General features: G+C 64.2%; 8 protein-coding genes. All 8 read right to left on the bottom strand.

Translation table 11 applies throughout. The features are described 5' to 3' along the window. Positions 1 to 29: 29 nt before the first annotated feature. The gene (locus ON19_RS32090; RefSeq protein ID WP_043701381.1) at positions 30 to 2,525 is read right to left on the bottom strand and encodes an RNaseH domain-containing protein; all 2,496 of its coding nucleotides are present in this window, start codon (positions 2,523 to 2,525) and stop codon (positions 30 to 32) included. Beyond that, positions 2,512 to 5,760, bottom strand: coding sequence for a hypothetical protein (locus ON19_RS32085; RefSeq protein WP_063709516.1), 3,249 nt, complete (start codon positions 5,758 to 5,760; stop codon positions 2,512 to 2,514). The genes ON19_RS32090 and ON19_RS32085 overlap by 14 nt, the downstream gene beginning before the upstream one ends. Beyond that, entirely contained in the window at positions 5,757 to 6,875 is a 1,119-nt protein-coding gene (locus ON19_RS32080) for a restriction endonuclease-related protein (protein WP_218006513.1), read from the bottom strand. Before ON19_RS32080 ends, ON19_RS32085 begins: the two co-directional genes overlap by 4 nt. A 1,193-nt stretch (positions 6,876 to 8,068) precedes the next feature. Beyond that, a complete protein-coding gene (locus ON19_RS42405; RefSeq protein ID WP_157229934.1) occupies positions 8,069 to 8,632 on the bottom strand; it encodes a hypothetical protein in 564 nt (187 codons plus the stop codon). A 650-nt stretch (positions 8,633 to 9,282) separates the two neighbouring features. Beyond that, the gene (locus tag ON19_RS32065; protein WP_051169519.1) at positions 9,283 to 10,368 is read right to left on the bottom strand and encodes a Wadjet anti-phage system protein JetD domain-containing protein; all 1,086 of its coding nucleotides are present in this window, start codon (positions 10,366 to 10,368) and stop codon (positions 9,283 to 9,285) included. Between the two features lie 52 nt (positions 10,369 to 10,420). After that, positions 10,421 to 14,851 carry a hypothetical protein gene (locus ON19_RS32060; RefSeq protein ID WP_043701373.1) on the bottom strand — a complete coding sequence of 1,477 codons (4,431 nt, stop codon included), beginning with the start codon at positions 14,849 to 14,851 and terminating at the stop codon, positions 10,421 to 10,423. Between the two features lie 7 nt (positions 14,852 to 14,858). Further along, positions 14,859 to 15,671: a hypothetical protein gene (locus tag ON19_RS32055; RefSeq protein ID WP_218006512.1), complete on the bottom strand. Its 813-nt coding sequence runs from the start codon at positions 15,669 to 15,671 to the stop codon at positions 14,859 to 14,861. Beyond that, positions 15,668 to 17,116 (bottom strand): hypothetical protein, encoded by a 1,449-nt coding sequence (locus ON19_RS32050; protein WP_218006511.1) that lies wholly within the window; start codon positions 17,114 to 17,116, stop codon positions 15,668 to 15,670. Before ON19_RS32050 ends, ON19_RS32055 begins: the two co-directional genes overlap by 4 nt. Between the last annotated feature and the right edge of the window lie 521 nt (positions 17,117 to 17,637).

Below are 17,637 nucleotides of genomic sequence, written 5' to 3'. Positions count from 1 at the left end.
CGAAACCGCAGGTTGTCCCGTTCCCATGTTCAGGCTTCGGAATGCTCCGGCTCATGGCGGGGATGATCCTCGTCAGTGCACTGCGCCAAATGTAACGGCGCGGGCAGCCGGGTCCGGTCGTCCCAGGAGACCGCCTGTTGGCAAAGGCGCGCTGTGAGCGCCGCGAGTTCATCGGTACGCCAGCCACCCGGTTGAGGAATCGAGATCTCGATACCCGTGAGTGCATGCCAATCATCTACCATCAAGCGCTCACGCTTCTCCGGAAGGGTCCAGCGGGTGTGGTCGGTTCCAGCCCGTCCAGCAGCACCGGATCGGTGGACTCTGGACGGCTGGGCCAGCATCCAGCTCTCGGTATGTCCCTCTTGGTGCCGATAGAGAATCGAGCCAGGCAAATCCGGCTTGTGGGGATCGGAAACGCGAGGTGTGTGGTCTTGGTGGCTGGGCCGCGGCGTTCGCGCACCGGACGCACAGCGAACGACCGCAAGGTCGGTGTGACGTATGGACGATCCTGGAAGTGGGTGGTCTCCGAATCTGGCGTGGGTTAGCCCGGGCCATAAGCTCTGAGCTCCTTCGGCATCCACAAAAACAGCCAACGGCACTCGTTTCGGCAGTGAGTCGAGCGCTTGATCGACATAGTCGCGAACGAGCACGGACTTCGCGCCTGACCGCCCGAAATTCTCGTATCCGATCGGTCCACGGTGATACCGGGCGTTGGCTTCCCGGTAAGGTAGCCAGCCTTCGCGGTCGTCGTACATCTGGACGGTCCAGCAGTCGGCTGAGTCGGGTGTTGAATGGATCGACACCATGCGAATCACCAACTGACTCGGTGCTTTCCGGCCGTTCTTCCGTCTCGGGGTGTGTTGCCGGATGTGGATGCCAACCAGGGTGGCGTCCCTGGTCAGGGCGGATATGTGGCCACCTGCTGTGGCGATTGCCAGCCGGTTGTCGATCACTCCTGCTTGGCGCAGCAAGTCACGCAGGCCCGTGGTAGCCGCGTAGTCCACGACAGGCGGAACGGAACCGTCCGGCTGGGGCCGCCGCGTGGCAGGCATGTAGTTCGCGTCCAGGAACTGCGCTACGACCCCCAACTCGCCGAGTCCGGCCCGCAGCACCGGCTTCGCGTCATGACTGATCACTCCCTCGCCCTTCCAGCGGGTTTCGACCCATGCCGCAACCGCTGTCTCGGGTTCCGCTTGGATGTAGGGGATCTCGCGGAAGTCTCGTTGGTGGCTCCCGTGCGCGAGCAAGGATCCGTCACGGTGAAATACGGCCGATAGGCGACTCGTGAGTTCGATGGGCTCACCATCATTGGCGCCGGCCAGGTCCGCCACGTCCGTCGAACTGTATTCGGCGATAGTGTCCGACATTCGGCGCCTGCTGTGCTGGTCGTCGTAGAGGCACAGGATGCGGAGGTTCTGAATTCCGGATCCGATGATCGCGGCGTCGATCTTGTCCGGCGGGATCGCTCCTTTGACCTGCGCGGGCACACTGATCTTGGTCTTCTTGTATGTGAGGTCCGGCAGACCCAGTCGGTCACGGACTTGCTGATGCAGTTGGAACAGAGTGCGGGCGCCGGGCCCCTTGCCAACAGGGTGTTTCGAGGGCTTTCCGATGATGCGCACCGGACCTGGCTCGCCGCCGAATGAATCCGGTGGTGTGGGGAGCGGGGTGAGCTCGCAGCTGTTCACGACCTCGGCGACGAAGTCGCCGTATTCCGCGTGAGGTCTGCCTCGGTCCGGCCACGGACCACGCACCGGCAGCCGCAGGATGGGCCGTATGGTGTCGCTCGGAGCTACCCAGGCGTTCTTGACTTCCCACCACGAATTCGGCATTCGTGCCACATGACCGTCGAGCCGCAGGTAGAGACCCGCCGCTCCGGGGAGCGTCACGATAGAGGTGCTGATGTAGATCGTGGCGTGGTGCTGTCCGTTGGTCCATGTCCGGGAGATCGGGTTGTCCCAGGCAATCAGACTTCCAGTGGTATCCAGACGCAGCGAGATCGGCAGGTGGCCGTCGATGATCAAGGGCTCCGCGGCGATCGTGGCCGCCAGGTTCCATTGCGCCATTCTGTACAGCCATCCCGGGGCGCTGACCGTGCCGCCCTGGTCGACGTCGATGAAATCGGCGATCGCCCGGACGGCGGGCTGTGAATCGGCGAGACACTGCGCGAGGCTGTCTCGTCGATCTCCAGGAAGGTGCAGTTGCTCGAACGACTGGGTGGCGGTGGCGAGCAGCCACGGGTCGATCGGCGTCGTGGTGACAAGCAGGGAGTCGGTGCCCTCAGCTTTCTGCTGGCGGGATAGCTCCCATGCGGGGAACAGCCCGACGGGCTGCCCGGTCACGGCGGTCAGAGCCGTCGCGAGATTCGAGTAGCGGGGCGACGAGTTGCGATGGCGAGCTTCGGTCTCGAACCTATCCCAGGCCGCACGGAATTCCGCTGTCATCGGATACAGCACCAGCGACCCGAGTCCGGCAGGATCGATCCGGTAGTCGAGGGTGTGCAGCCCCGGGTCACTGTGACTCATTTGCGATCTCCCGCTGTTCGGCGAAGTCGAGGATTTCGGCGAGGGTATGGCCGTAGAGCTGCCGCATGAGGTCGAGGTGGCCCTCACGCTCCCATTCAGTGCGTAGCTTGGTGATCAGATGCGGCATGTCGGATCGGCCGCGGGAATCGATAAACGCGTAGTCGACGAGGTGAATCTCGCCGATCGTGCCGCCTCGCCGGGCACGTCCTGCCAGCTGGATGAGGCCATTGAGATTCTCGGCGACGATGCCGAGTTTGATCTCCGTCGGCATGGTGCTGAAGTAGGGCAGCGAGTTGAACATCTCGTCGAAGCTCTGGCCGGCGACGCGCCGGACAATATCCAACACTCCGGCCGGGTCGGTGGTGGCGCGCACGGCTGCTTTGGCCCGGCTGTGGACGTGCGCCAGTATCTCGGCCGGCTCGTCGATGATGGGAATCGGACGGACCACCAGCCACACCGAACCGAGCAGCGACCGGCCTTCGGAGTCGACGATATTCAAGCCACGTTCGGCACGAGCGAGTGGCGCGATCAGCACTGAGCCGTCCACTTTGGTGCCGAACGATTCCAGCTGATCCGCTGGCAGCGGGGTCCACCGCCGGTTCGGGCTGTCGTCGTTCGGCGGGACGGCGGCCACGATCTTCTCTGCGGAAACGCCCGCGTTGCTGATTCCGTCGGCGAGGTCGCGCACGCCGTCGTAGGAAGTCACCGCGAGGAGCAGCCGTTGGCGGTGCTGGGTTTCCGGGTCGGCCGCGAGGTCTCGAAGTGCCGGCGCCAGCCGCTTTTTCCATAGGAGCTCACCGAGGCGCACCAGCACGTCGCTGCGTACCTTCCCGTTCGTGCCCGACACGCGCAGGAACTCTTCGCCATCGGACACCGGTGAGGACTGGACGCGAACACCACCGGACTGGTCGTCGGATACCCACCACGTCGGTCGGGCGAAGACGTGATGGTGTGGTGCACCCGGAAAGTAGGAGGTTGCCGAAAGGCCCACTACCACTCTGGGTTTGCCGAAGTGCGCTAACGCAGTCACGTCGCCCACCGACGTGACGTAACTGTGCGGATCACCGCCGAAGCCGCTGACCCGAAGCGATGCTTCGTCAGGTCGGTCGGGATCGTATTTTTCGGTGAAAGCGAACAGCGATCGGCCCAGCGGACCGTAGGGGATCGCGCGCCACTCCGCGTACTGCCCGAGCGCCTCGGCGACATCGCGGGCCGCAGTGATTCCCGAGGCCTGAAGCTGCGGCGCCGCGTACACGAACCTGAACAACAGAGCGCGTAACTGCTCCAGGTAGGCGCGACGAATGAGCCTGTCGGTCACGACAGCCCGCTCGTCGGAGTCCATAAGCGGGCTTTGCGGTTCCGGGCACTCCGCGAGCGTCTGCGAAATCGTCGCCCACGCTGGCTGGAAGGCGTCATCGCCGGTCGTCAGACTGGTCACCTGATACAACGCGTCCCGGATCGGCAGCAGCCACTCCGGCAGCTTCGCCGGATCACCTTCGCCCGGAAACAAGCCCTGCAGCATCTCAAAGTGCTCCGGTGCCGGCTTGATGTCGTCGGGAATGCCGAACAGGGTCGCAGCAAGTCGCGCGTCCCAACGCCGGGGCAGCAGCCACCGGCCGAACAGGGGATGGCCGGGATTTCGACCACGGTGCGATCGCCGGAACGCACCTTCGGCGAGGTGCCCGGTATAGGTCTCAGCCAGGAATCGTGCCTGCGCGGTTGCGGCGCGGACCTGGTGCTCCACGGAGGTATCCACCCGGCCGGACGAGTCGGCAAGTTCATTGTCGAGCCGCCTCAATGGAGATGGTTGGGCACCCGATCGACGGTCAGCCAAGACGAGGTGGCGAGCGCTCCGGCCGAGCATATTCGACTGAAATGCGTCGATCTCATCGATGAGGACAACGTGGCTGCGATGTAACAGGAGTTCCTCGACACGCAGGTTCTCCTCGATCCGGCCGCCGATCTCGGTCGGTACCTGAACCGCGCCGACCTGCCAGTTGGCATGAGAGGTGACGACGACGGACGCGGTCAGCGCGGCCCGAACGTTCCGGAACTTGCCGCACGAGCGTTTCCACGGGCACACTGTGCGGCTACCCCCGGTGCGGCCGTCGTCACGCACCTTTCGGAGTCCGTCACACGGTTCCTGGCCCGGCTGCCAGCTGTCGACCGCGCTGTCCGTCAGCGCCGCCGACGGCAAGGCGCAACCGTAGGCCAAGTTCGTGAACGTCCACTCGCCCAGCGGATCCATACCGGCGTTTCGAGCGGTCTCCTCAGCTACCTTCTGCGCCGACCGCGGCGAGGTCAAGGCCACGACGGAGTTGTCGTATCCGAGGGCTCGCAGGCTTCGCTCGATGGAGTACGCCGTCTTCGCGACAACGGCGTTAGTGGGCACCACAAGGCTGGCTACCATCTCGTTTTCGACACACCAGCAGGCGACGAGTTCGGCGAGGACGTTTTTCCCGACGCCAGTCGGCGCGTGCAGGATCTGAGTCGGACCCGCCCGAAGGGTCCAATCCTTCTCAACTTCCTCACCGGCCTTGGTGCCGAGATTGTCAAAGATCCGCTCTACGGACTCAAGTCGGTGGATCTGCCCGAACGCGGTGTCTAGCCGTGTCGCAAGATCGCGCAGCTCTGCGACCGGGATCGTGACCGAGTCGGCGTCGGCGGCAGGGGTGATGACGGTGGGTGTCTCTCTTACCGTCTCCTTCTCTGTCAGCTCCAGTCGATATCGGACGTCAACAGTTCGGCCTCCTGTGTCTCGAGGGCCGGAAAGGTACAGGGGCGTACCGAACAGCCCGGACCTCGCGACCGTGGCGGCCGTTCGTGGCCGTACTTCCCGTTCACGCTGCAGGAATTCAAGGCACTCGTCGACGTATTCCAGTGGGGGGTGTCCGAGATCGACCAGTAGCTGGCCGTCCGCACCTGCCCGGAAACCGGAAATCGATCCGGGCACGAACTCACTCACCAGACGTGCGAAGACATTTCGGTTCGCAACCTCGATCTCCCGGAAACGCAGGAGTTGCGCGATCCGAGACCGTTCGGGCTGATCCAGCGAGCGCCAGCGTGACCACACCTCCACGTGCCCACTCAGAAAGTAGAGGGCGTCGTCGAGCCGGATATAGGTCTTGCCGTCGTCTGACTGACGTGGAAAGTAGTGCGCGGCGAGGCCGAGCGCGCCACCGACAACGAAAGCCAGTCCGCCGGCGCCGACCGACCTCTTGCCGACCGGAGTCATCGCTGATCCTCTCCCTGCGTCCGAATGTGCTTCACGAACTTGCTGAAGGTCCAAACTTTCTTGTCCGGTAAGAGATCCCGGAGTGCAGGCAGCTGAGCGGCGCGATAATCCGGTACTACGACATGATGCGCGGCCGGCGGCCTCCCGGCGATCATGAAGGGGTCGACTTGATCCTTGACATCGACCTCGAATTTCCGGCCCGCAACTTGAACGAGTAGATCGATGGCGTCCAGGCCCACCCACATGTCGACTTGGACGTCCGGGATTTTCTGCAGCTCTCCTTCGAGGGCCAATTCGGATACACCCGGCACCGTGATATGGCGCCAGACCGACAGCTCCAGGCAAACGGACCCGTCGGTTGTGATGGCAGCAGGGCTCGGGTGCAAGCCGGTCAGAGGCAACAGAAGCGGCCACGGCTCGGACTTCGCCGGATCCGAGAGCCGGAACCGTGCTTCGTGATGGCGGAAGTCGCATGTCACCATGTGCGGTCCGACCCTCATCGGCCATCGGCAGACTGGGCAGGGCCACCAACATCCTGAGCTGCCGCCTGGCCAGACACGGTCCGGTCCGATCAGCCCGTATTCGGCGACGTTACGGGCACCCGCCTCGTTCCTCAGGTCGACCAGCCGCCGGCTGTCTCCGGCCGGGTGCTCGATAAGGAACCGCCGGGTTGCCTCGTAGGCGTGCTGGTCGCCGTGTGCGATGAGGCCGCTGTAGACTGCCCTCTCCACCTGCTCCTGCCGCTGCCAGGTCCAACTCGGCAGCCAATCCTTGGCCGGATCCGCACTGTCGGTGAACAGCCCTTCGGCGTACTCGCAGGCAATGTCCACAGCCGCATCGCTGACGCTGCCGTCAGCGTTCAACAGCACCACATCGCTGACAGGACTGCCAAGGCCGACCAGCGACGAAAGCGGTTGGTGCAGCTTCTCGATCAACATCGTCGGGGTGAACGATGTATCTGACGGACCGACGACCTGCATGACAACGCCTGTCATCCGTGACAGCTCTCGCCATGCCTCCGTGCGGGTCTCACGTTGAGACCAAGCCACTGCTGCACGGAGGGCAGCAGAGGTAATCAGACGAACCGTCTGATGATCAGATCGGATGTCGCGCATGCCCTGCACGATAACGATGCCCACCGACAAGTCTCAGAAATCGAACGCTACGGGATGCACCCGTACGTTCCAACGACGGCCGGTGGGTCACGGTTCGGACCGGCATGCGGCCGAGGCAAATTTCCCGGATCGCTCCCGTTCGTGTTAGATCGAGAATTGTTCGTCGCCGATCACCGAGAGCTCCCAAACACGCACATCGTGACGAGCCGTGAACATGCTCTGCCAGAACGCGAACTTGAGTTCCGCGATGACCTTGCCGGTCGTTGGTTCCCGCGCCCGCGCAGCCGACTGCCCCGCCGAAGTCGCGCTTCCCGTTCGACTGCTGACCGCAAGACGAGCGCAACTCAGTCCGTTGTGATGCCGCCCCCGGTGCCGGTAAACCCACCTCGTGGTCGGCAGCCACATCCATCCCCCTGTGACATGAGACATCAGCAAACATTGGAACGAAAACAACTTGGACTCCGACTCCCGCTATCCGGAATCCCAGGTCAAAGGCCACTACAGTTGACGCCGCCGACGGCGACTCAGCCACTCCAAGATGGTTTCGCGAAGATCGTCCTCCAACTTCAACGCTTCGGCAGTACCCGGGATGAGATTCTCCGACAACTGGCACGGCCAATAAGCGAACAGTCTGCGTAAGGAAGCCGCGCCGCTGTTCGGGGCAACAAGCCGGCATTTCTGTAGGCGAAACTCAGTTCCTAGACCCAACAAATTGCGACCGTCTTCGAGACCAGGCCCGCGAGTCAGCAACTTGGCCTCGACCGCTGTGATCAGCGCGCGTGAAGATGGAAAAGATCGTCGACCCGCCCGCACTCGGTCCGCCTCAGCTCCGGTGAGCATCGCGATATCGCACTCATGGCAGATACCTGACCGACCGCTGAACCGTATGCCCAGGTGTACCTCAACTCTTTGCGCATGACGTGTTGGTGTCGCGGGGAAGGTGACAACTGCATAGGTGTACTCACTGCTCGCCGACAAAATGCCCGGGCTTGTCCGAAACCGGGCATCTACGGCAGAATTCAGTCCGTCATTCGTCACGAACACAGTACCGCCCGCATGCTCCGCCGCACGCAACATCATCGTGAACAGGGCTGCCTCATACAGGTCGGTCGGCTTTGCACGAGCGGAGTATGGACCTGACAACGTCAGGGACAGAGCCGATTCCACGGCAGCCTTCAAGCTGGCAGCGGAGATCATTGCAGATCTTCCAGGGCAGCCAGGGCAGTGAGCAGAGTGTCCATGACTTCACCTCTCTGAGCCGCGATGTAGCCGATCTGGTCCACGGAGATCTGGCTCCGGTCCATGTCAATGTCCCCAACACCGAAGGTCACAGATCGAACGCCTTTTTGGCGTAGGTAACTGGTCAATTCGCCTTCCGAGCCGTTGACCGTCCGAAGCAGCGTGATCACTGCGTCGAGAAGTATCGCCAGGCGCCCGTCGCCAGATAGCGGACGCACAATGTCACCGCTGTTTCCACCGAGTCGCTGTTGCTGTCGAAACTGTACGATGTGGTCTGGCTGCGCAGGCTGCTGCTCCGCTCGAGATGGACTCTGTCGCGGAGGATGTCGGCGGTGCGTAGCCTCTCGCCGATCGACCTCCTGATAGTCATCACTAAACGTGTACGCCTCGGTCGGCTCGTACAGCTCCAGTTCTCGACCGCCCCGATCGACGTCACGACGAATCTCATCAGCAACACTCGGCAGCAGTTCTTCGATCTGGCCGAGCAGGTCGGCGTACAGTTCCGCACTTCCATCCATCAGCAACCCCTTCCCTCGCCCGCACGCTCGATTCTGCCCTGCCACGCCTCGAGTTCACTCGCCAGGAGTCGGTTCGAAACCCCATGGGAAGCAACCAAACGCCCTTCCCTGACCACCTCGCGTCAGGTGCTTGTGAGCGTCTTCACCCAACTCTCGGCACACAAGCGTAGGCCCACATATTCGCGTCGGAAATGACACCCTCGCGGGTGCGAGCGGAAGACGCCCGCCCTCTACCGCCAGCGCCATCGCTCGGACCGAGACGCCCGCGTGGACGAGCGCTCCTCTGACACGCGGAACGACCACGCATTACCGACCCACGCGCCGCCGACGAGCCCATCGGCTCAACCTGGGGATTTCCGCGAACGCCGACAGCCCATCGCGCACACCACGATCGCCACCGGGTCGCGCTCACTCCTCCCATGCCGACCAAGCGTCGGCGTGTCGCCCGACCGAAAATCCTCGAATCAGCCACCCACCAGCAACCGACGATGTAGCACTCCACCGACCCACGTCGTTCGACCGACAGTGCAGGGCCGCACCTTGGCCACGGTGGCGATATTGCACCTGCTCGTTCCCCTCGAATGCGCTGGCGTCGGTGCGGGCCCGCCAAGTCCAGTGTGAATTTCGACGCCGCTGGACTCAAGCCTGGACTACAGGTCGTGATGCCAGGAGTCGTTGTGCCCGAGCAGAACGCGGCCGGTGGCTTCCTGTGCAAGTCGGCTCCCTGTGACGAGGACCTGCGCCGCACGCTCACGGGTGTCCGCAGGAAGCCAAGAAACGCGTCGTTCGGCGTCGAGCGGATCGACAGGTGCTGACGCCTGGTTTCGGAGATCGTGTTGCAGCAGAAGCTGGTAGAGACCGTGTGCCGGCCTAACTGGTGGTAGTCCTGCGGTGGCGGCCACGACGTTGGCCCGCTGCGGGATTATCAGTCCGTCGTTGTCGATGTCGCCGTAGTAGGCGATGTCGCGGACTTGTGGCAGTGTGGCGATCCTGGCAACCGATGCTTCGAACGCGTGGCCGCCGCCGAATGCGGTGTAGCCGACGTTGCTGCGCTGTCGGGCCAGCAGTGTCGTGATGGTTTCGAAGGTGTCGCTGTTCTCAATGACCAGGACGGTGGTGCCATCGCCGATGCGTTCGCAGGCCAGCGGCGGCGGGATCCGCGTGGCGAACAAGGTCGCGAGTGTGAGCCGCCCAGGGGCGAACAGGGTCGTGGTCATCAGCGCGTCGAGGCGTTTCTCATCCCGGAAGATGTCCAGCGATCTTTCCCGCATGGGGATGACAGTTCGCCGGATGTTGTCGCCGTCGGTGTCGCGCAACCACCGGTTGATGGTTTTGAGGACTTCGACCTGTGGGCTGGTCAGTACCGCTGTTGCAGCCCATGCGAGTTCGCCTCGCCAGACGATCGATGCCGTCGCCGCCACGGACTTGATATCCAGCTTGGGGGGTGCCGGTAGACGCAGCCAAGCGGGCAGTCGTGGATGTGCGCGGTCCCATCCGTCGCTGCTGCGAGGAAGTTCGATGAGGCGGTGTTCAGCGAGTTCGTCGAGCAGTGCGGACAACACGGGTCGGCTCTGGGTCGTGCCGGCCGTCGCGGGGCACGCCTTCGCGAACGCGGCGAGAATCGTCGGCTTCGTGATGCGCCGCTCGGTGAATTCGCCTAGGGCCGCGGCCAGGTAGTGCGCTGACTCCGACAGCGGAAGCGGTTCACTTCGGCGCCGGCCTACCGTGCTGATCACCGGATGCCACCATGTGTGTCGCCGCGACCAGAGCCGCGGTGCCGTCCGGAGGTCATGGTTTCGCTCCGGGAAGGCGTGGCTTGGTCATCAGTCGTGCTGCGCTGACTCGTCCGATCACCTCGTCGTCGACGGGTGCGCCGAGAATGCGGTCGATGACATGCAGGTGTCGAGTTCCTGTCCGCAGGTCGGCGTCGTTTCGCAGGCGTATGCAGAGCGGAAAGGTCGCCAGCACTCGGTCTTCCATACTGCCGGTGGTGAAGATCAGTTGGACGCCGACCGCGGCGGCCATGGTCATTTGCAGGCTCAGCAGGTAGTCGGCACTGGCTTTGCCGATGGGGTTGTCCAGGATCAGCATTCCGCCTTGTCGGCTGCCGCGGGATCCGCGGCGCGTGCTCGCGCGCAGTGCGGCGAGCGTGCAGTACAGCATGATCGCACCGGTGAGTTCCTGGCCGCCGGAGAAGACGTTGGCCATTTCGCTGATCGAGGCGTACTCCGCCCGTGCGGACGGGTCGGGTTTGAGGATCTCGACTTTGAAGTCGCGTGGCACCGCCGTCGTGACGCATCGCAGGAGGAGGTCCATGCCCGGCAGGGCGGGGTGGGTGCGTGCTTTGTCATCGAGTGTTTCAGCGATTCGCACTGCCAGGACCTGAGGATCGGGTTTGGCGAAACCGATCCTCAGGATCCGTCGTCCCGCCCAGGCACCAGCGCTGTCGGGCAGGCGTGAGAGCCGTTCCGCCTTCTCCAACAGCCCCAACGCTTCGCCGACATGGTGGGCAAGTTGCTCGATCAGCAGTGCCCGGTGGCGCTCGGAGTCTTCGAGGTCGGTGTCCAGGCTCGCGGTTCGGCTGGCGAGTTGCCCGGACCAGTACTCGGCGCGTTCGACCAGCGAGGCGGTGTCGATGTTGGTGAGCTGGGTGTAGGCCGGTGCTTTGAGAACAGCGAAGCGGGCCGGCCTTGCCGCGTCACGGAAGTCGGTCACAGCTTCGTCGACGGCGCGCTCAGCCTCGCGCAGGTCCTCGGCGGCGTCGCTGTGTACCTGGACGGCGTCCTCCGTGGCTTGCTGGGCCTGTGCAGCGGTGCCGGTGAAAGGCGTTGAGTTGGAAGGCAGTTCCAGTTTGCGGGTGGCCGATTTCAGGGTGCTGTGCACGGCGGCCATCTCGCGTGCGCTGCTTTCTGCCTGGCGCAGCGTGCGCTCGGCGAGTCGCAGTGACTCCGCAGCCGCGGCGTAGCGGGTCTGGGCGTCGGATAATTTCGCTGCGGCGCGCTTGGTGAGGAGTTCCCCGTCGGTGGGATCGGTGGGAATCCATTCGGTGTCCAGCTCGATCCAGGGCGATCCGTTGGTCTGACTGGCAGAGTCCTTCTGCTGGGCGAGGCCGCCAATGCGCTGGATCAACGTCTGGTAGTCGGTCTCGAGGGTTCGCGTCGTGCGGCTGATTCGTCGCTTGGTGGCCTCGATGGATTCGACGCTGCCTGCGTCGGGAGTCGTCGCGAGGTGTTGTGCCCGGATCCTGATCTCGTCACGTTCGGCGAGTAGCTCTGTGTCCAGGTCTGCCGCGGCTTGCTGGGCCTGTTCTACGCGTCGTCTCATGTCTTCGCCGACTTCGACGGCGCGGAATGCGCTCGCGGCCGCGTCGTATTCGATCTCGAGGGTCGGGAGGTCTCCGTGTGGGGTGGCCGGATCGAGCGGTTCGTTTCCGTAGATGACGGCGTTGAGCTTCTTCGTGGCGGCCGTGGCGTCACGTCGCAGCGATTCGGCGCTCAGGGCATGTTCCCTGGATTGTTTGCGTAGCCGCGTCGCTCGAGCACGGTGTTCCTCGGCTGTTGCGGACAGTTGTCCTGCCTGTTCGGTGAGCGAGGCGATTTCGACTGTGTCGAGTTCTGCGGCTTGCACGTCGTTGGCGAGTTGGGTGCACTCGCGCGCGATGCGCTCGGCGGCCTCGGCGGCGGCCTCGGCTTCTTCGACCGATTCGGCGAGCAGCTCGAGGTTGTTCACTGCCTTGGTGTAGGCGTCATCTGCGGTCTCGCGTGCCGATTCGGCCTCGGTGGCGCGCTCACGAGCGGCGTGCGCGGCGGAACGCAGCCGCTCGGCCGTGCCGGCGGGATGGTCACGAATCCAGGTGTCGAGTCGGTCGCTCAACCGAGACGCCGTGGCCCGTCGAGCGGTGAGCTCGCCTATAGCGCGCGCACGCTCGTCGATGCGCGCTCGGGCTTGTTCGCGAGCCTGGGCTGCGGCGACAGGGTCGTGCAACGCCGGTGTGGGTTCGACGACGAACCCGGTCCCATGTTGGGTCGACGCGTTCTCCATGACCTCGGCGGTCGTGACCAGGACCGCGGCCGCGGGCAGGGGTCGACTCGATGCCAGGTATGCCCTGGCCCGGTCCAAGGTGGCTTTGTCGGCGACGATGATGCCGTCGACCAGTGCGGGGTTGGATTGGATGATCTCGGCGTGGCGGCGCGGGTTGACCAGCTGCTCGAGGGCGCGCCAACCTGCGGTCGCGGCGATCTCGTGATCGGCCAGGTCGGCCACCAGTTCCTCGACGGCTTCGCGGGGTGGCAGGAGTGCTTCGTCGTCGACTGTCAACGCTGCGAGCAGACGGTGATCGGTGCGGTCGGCATCGGTGAGCGCGGACAGGCGGGATTCGGCTGATCCGTGGGCGCTCACGGCCCGAGTGCGCAAGGTCGGGACGTTCGCCTCCAGCCAGAGCGTTGCGTCTCCGCCGGGGATCGCTTCGTCGTCGTCGAGCTCGGCGAGTTCACGCAGCAGCGCCTTGCCGGTCAAGGCACGCGCGGCGGTGTCGAGGTCGGCGACGGCCTGCTCAGCGGTGACGGCGGCTTGGCGTGTGGTGATTTCGGGTTCGATCAGCTGACGGGCGGTCTCCCCGAGGCGTCGAGTCTCGGCGTCGAGTTGCTTGTGCAGGCCCGTTTGCCGCTCCGCTTGCGTCCTGGCCAGGATCGCGGCAGCGCTCGCTCGCTGTTCGGCATCACCGACTGTTTCGTCGCGCTCGATCAAGCCCGTCTCGCGCGCGTGCGCGACACGCGATGCGACGGCGGTGACGGCTTGGTTGAGCGTGTCGGCCCGTGTCGTCAGCGTGGTGGCTTGTTTGTCATCTTCGCGAGCTTGCTCATCGGCACGCTCGGCCTCGGCTTCGGCCTTCTGCTCCTGCTCGTCACGGCTGCGTGCGTCTAGTTGGTACTGACGCTCCGCGTGCACCAGCGCGCTGGCGAACCGCGCGCCGGCGTGATCGCGGAGCCGGCGCGCCGGTCCTGCGGCAGCCTCGGCCTCGTCGAGCATCTTGCTGGCAATCTGGTATTTCGTGTGCTCGGCTGCAGCCTTGAGGACCTTGGGAACCAATGTCCAGCCAGCGAGTTCGTCACGGTGCCGGTCCAGCTGTTCGCTGATGGTCTCAGCGTCGGCTTCGGCTTGCGCGTGACACAGTTCCAGGGTCCGGCGCCGTACTTCTTTGCCGATCAGCTCAGCGTGTGTTCGCTCGAGATCGAGCTGACCGGCGGTCGTGTTCAGGGACTCCACCTCGGCGCGGTCGGCGTGGAGCGTCTGCTCTGAGCGTGCGACGGTTTCCCGAACCGCGGCCGCCAGCTGAGCCAGTGTCGTCGTAGCGGTGTCAGCGGCCGCGGCGGCGGTGATTTGTTCCTTGCGCTTGGTCGCCAGGCTGTGGGCAGCAGCGGCGGTAGCTCGGGTGAAGTCGCGTTCGAGCAGCATTTGCTCGCGACGGCCAATGTTCTTGGCGTAGGCGGTATAGGACGCGCCGATCTCGGTGTAGTTCTCCGCGTCCATCGCCTTGCTCAGCAGCCATTCCACGAACTGCCTGCCACTGGTGGTCTTGAACGCCTCGGCCGCATCTCCTTCATCGACGTTCATCGCCTGCTGCACCGCGAACAGATCAGGTTCCAGGCCGAGTCGGCGAAGGTGTCTCTCCCAGTCACCTTGCTTCTTCTCGGTCTCCAAGGCCAACGACTTGTCCGCGGTGTTGAGCCGTGTCAGGGCGTCGTGGAAGGCTGTCATCGTCAGTCGTCGACCGTTCTGGGCGAACGGCAGCGTCGCCAATGAGGTCACGTCGTTCGGGTTCAGGGAGTAGAACAGTCGCTGCGGTGGGCCCTCTCCCGGCGCGAGCGCTTGACCGGTGAGCACTGTGTGGCCGGTACGGACTTCGACCCACTCCAGAACCACGTGCGAGGGCGCCGACGCGGATACCACATAGGCGCGCAGGGCATCTCGGCCTTTGCGTGACTGCCGCTCGGGCAGCACCGTCGACAGCAACATGCGGATGAACACCGATTTGCCGCCGCCGTTCTCCAGTACCAGCAGGGTCGCCAACGACGGCCGCCGGAACAGTTGGCCCGCGGTCGGGATCAGGCTGTCGATGGGAATCGGGGGGCCACCGTCGGACAGGTCCAGTGTGACGTCGTCGTAGCGGGCTTTCTCAGGGCCGATGTTGTACAGCCGGACACGGTTGAGTTCATACATTCGGTGGTCAGGCTCCTGATTCGGGGACTACGGGGGCATCCGACGCCGAAGCTGGAGTGATCGAGCCGGGACCCGCAGCCCCCATGTCTTCCGGGGCTGCGACGGTGATGCCGAGCGCGGCGAGTTGGCCGAGCATCTGCTGTCCGGCCAACTCGCGCACGTGGATCTTGTAGCGGGCGGTGGTTTGATAGGTGCCGCCGTTCTCGTTGCCCGCACGGCGCAGCATTCCGTTGTCGGCCAGGTATTCGGCGACCCGTTTGATGATCGCGAGTCTGCTTCCGGAGTGAGCTCGAGCGTCCCCTGTCGCCGCGACCGGGCTTCTGCGCCGGTAGTAACGCCACATTTGAATCAGGTCCGGATCGTCGACGGGAACCCCGTCATCAGCGTCGGACTCTGCAGCACGACGTTCGAGTTCCTGGGCTGCCTGATCGACCAGTTCGTCCACGTGTCGGACAGTGACCCTGCCGACGTGGGTGTCATCGTCGAGGTCTTCGGGGCGGTAGAACGCCAGCGCGGCGATGGCGAGGTGAGCCAGCGCCGCGATCGGGCGGTGGTCGAGCTTGGGGATGTGGTCGGTGACGCGGACAGCGAACTGGGTGCCGGTGCCCGCCCCGAGTACCAGCCCAGCGTTGGTGTCAACGGCCAGAACGATCACGTCGAACCCTTGTGCCACCGCGTGTACCATCTGCGCGAAAACGGGATCTGAACCGCACCGTTTCGCCAGCGTGGAGTACTCGATGTTGCGCAGGGGCGTGAGTCCCGGCTGGAACCCGAACGCCACCAGCTTGGCCGCCGCGGCGACATCTTTGAGGGAGTTCATTCGGAGGGCCTTTCATGGTCGTCGACAGGTGTCAGGGCAACTGGTCGGCTACGTACAACGAGAAGGTCGTCCCCGGCGAAGATCTCGTCATCGAGCATGCGTTGGTCGACCAAGGCCGCCAGGAGCGTGTCGTGGGCGAGGTCGTGTCGTGGAGCGCCGAACAGGCCCAGGACCCGCAGCCCCAGCAGGTGGTCGAGGTTCTCGCCGCAGCGATCTGTGGCAGCGATCTGCCGTGCGTTGGCGAGTAGCGTCGACAGGCGGACACCGCTGTCGTCGACTCGCTCGAGTAGCTCCTCCACTCGCGCATGCTGTTCGTGCGTGAACAGCGCGATGTCCTCGACATCGCCGAACTCGGGCTCGATGATCAGCGAATCGTCATGATCGCTGTCGGCGGGCAGGCGCATCAAGCCCTCGACCAGGTCAGGAAGGTAGACAACCGCTGGTCGATGCGGTGAAGTCGACACTGTGACGAAATCTTCCAGCAGCGGTCCAACGTGGCGAAGCGACATCGCCAACGCCGGTTCCAGGAGCTGACGTCCGAGATCGACATATGATCGGCTCGGGGGTGGGACGAAGGTCTGTCGTTCCTGTTCGGCCCGGAATCGTTCGCCGACCTGCTGGAGATTGGCCTGTAACGCGGCGTTTCGGCGCAGACATTGCTCGAGGATCTCGATCAGCTCCCCGGCCTGCGCCGGTGTCGCTTGCTCCGTGCTGTTCTCCATGATCCGCGCGACGTTGTCCTTTATGGCACTTTCAGCCCGGATGCGTTCCTCGATGTGTGTCATCGCCTCGACCTGCACGGGTTGCACGTCACGCACCCAGTCGACCGTACGTATGTCACGATGCATCCCGTCAAGCTGCGTGCGGATGTGCTCGGCGTACTGAACCGTGCGGCGCAACGCCATCTCCGCGGCGCGATGGGCGTCGATGAGACGCCCCCGGTTGACCAACGCGTCGAGTTTGGCATCAGCGGCGACCTGTTCGGAGGCGATGTCGATATCCACGGCACCGACAAGCACTGCGATCGCTTCGTTGGAGGCCCGCAGCCGCGGCTTCCCGTCAGCTCCGACGACTTCCCGTAACAGTTTGAACGAGAACAGATGTGAAGCGTACCGACCGCCCACGGCTGTGCCGTAGACGTGGCTGAAGCCCCGATCGACGGTGCCGACGTTGACCAGACAGTCCAACACCCACCGAGCTACGGCGCCATGTTCGTCGTGGCCGCGGTCTGGAAGTTGCAGGGCGGCGACGGCGGCGACGGAACTGACCACGTCTTCTGCTCGAACTCCATCGTCGAAGTCCATTTTCAGCGTGACGGTGTCGATCGCGGTCAGCGCCAGCTCCTCCATCTGGTAGCCGGTCCAGTCTGTGGACAGGAGTGCCTTTCGCCGTTCCAGATCCAGGACGGGGTCCGCGACAGCCAGCGCCTTGACCCGTGTGGCCAATCCCAGTAGGTCGCGTCCTTTCCCAGCTGATTCAGCCATCCCGATACCTTCCCGCCCCTCCCGACCCGTTCACCAAGTCAGCGCACTGACGTCGCGTTCGCTGGAATGCCGCCCACTGCAGTGCCCCTGATAGTGGATCATGTTGTTGGTCAGTGTGTTACGCAAGGTCCTGTCCGCTGGCCAGGGCCGCGTCGAATCGCGTCCAGGCGAGCGGTCAATGGACCCTGGCACACGAACTCGGACATCTAATGCTGACACCGAGGTCCGTGAACTCACCGATACCCACGAACACCAAGCCAATCGGTTCGCTTCCGAATTCCTTGCCCTCTTCGCGATGGTGGCACCGATGGTGCAGAACGCGCCGTCTCTGCTGAACCCGCTTGCATTGAAGCAGAAATGGGGTATCTCACAGGGAGCGCTGCTGCCTCACTTCCTGCTAGCCGCGCCGAGGCTCACAGCCGCTTGATCATGTCCACGCGACCGGGCAGGACCATGGGTAGGTCGGTCCGCCAATGGATGTT

This window comes from Nocardia abscessus NBRC 100374, assembly GCF_000308455.1.
Taxonomy (GTDB): domain Bacteria; phylum Actinomycetota; class Actinomycetes; order Mycobacteriales; family Mycobacteriaceae; genus Nocardia; species Nocardia abscessus.
This window is presented reverse-complemented; position numbering and strand designations above follow the sequence as displayed.

What these genes read in the sequence shown, in the direction of transcription:
- ON19_RS32055 (WP_218006512.1), bottom strand. Translation starts at nt 15,671, where the DNA reads ATGAACTCCCTCAAAGATGTCGCCGCGGCGGCCAAGCTGGTGGCGTTC.
- ON19_RS32090 (WP_043701381.1), bottom strand. Translation starts at nt 2,525, where the DNA reads ATGAGTCACAGTGACCCGGGGCTGCACACCCTCGACTACCGGATCGAT.
- ON19_RS42405 (WP_157229934.1), bottom strand. Translation starts at nt 8,632, where the DNA reads ATGGATGGAAGTGCGGAACTGTACGCCGACCTGCTCGGCCAGATCGAA.
- ON19_RS32085 (WP_063709516.1), bottom strand. Translation starts at nt 5,760, where the DNA reads ATGACTCCGGTCGGCAAGAGGTCGGTCGGCGCCGGCGGACTGGCTTTC.
- ON19_RS32060 (WP_043701373.1), bottom strand. Translation starts at nt 14,851, where the DNA reads ATGTATGAACTCAACCGTGTCCGGCTGTACAACATCGGCCCTGAGAAA.
- ON19_RS32080 (WP_218006513.1), bottom strand. Translation starts at nt 6,875, where the DNA reads ATGCGCGACATCCGATCTGATCATCAGACGGTTCGTCTGATTACCTCT.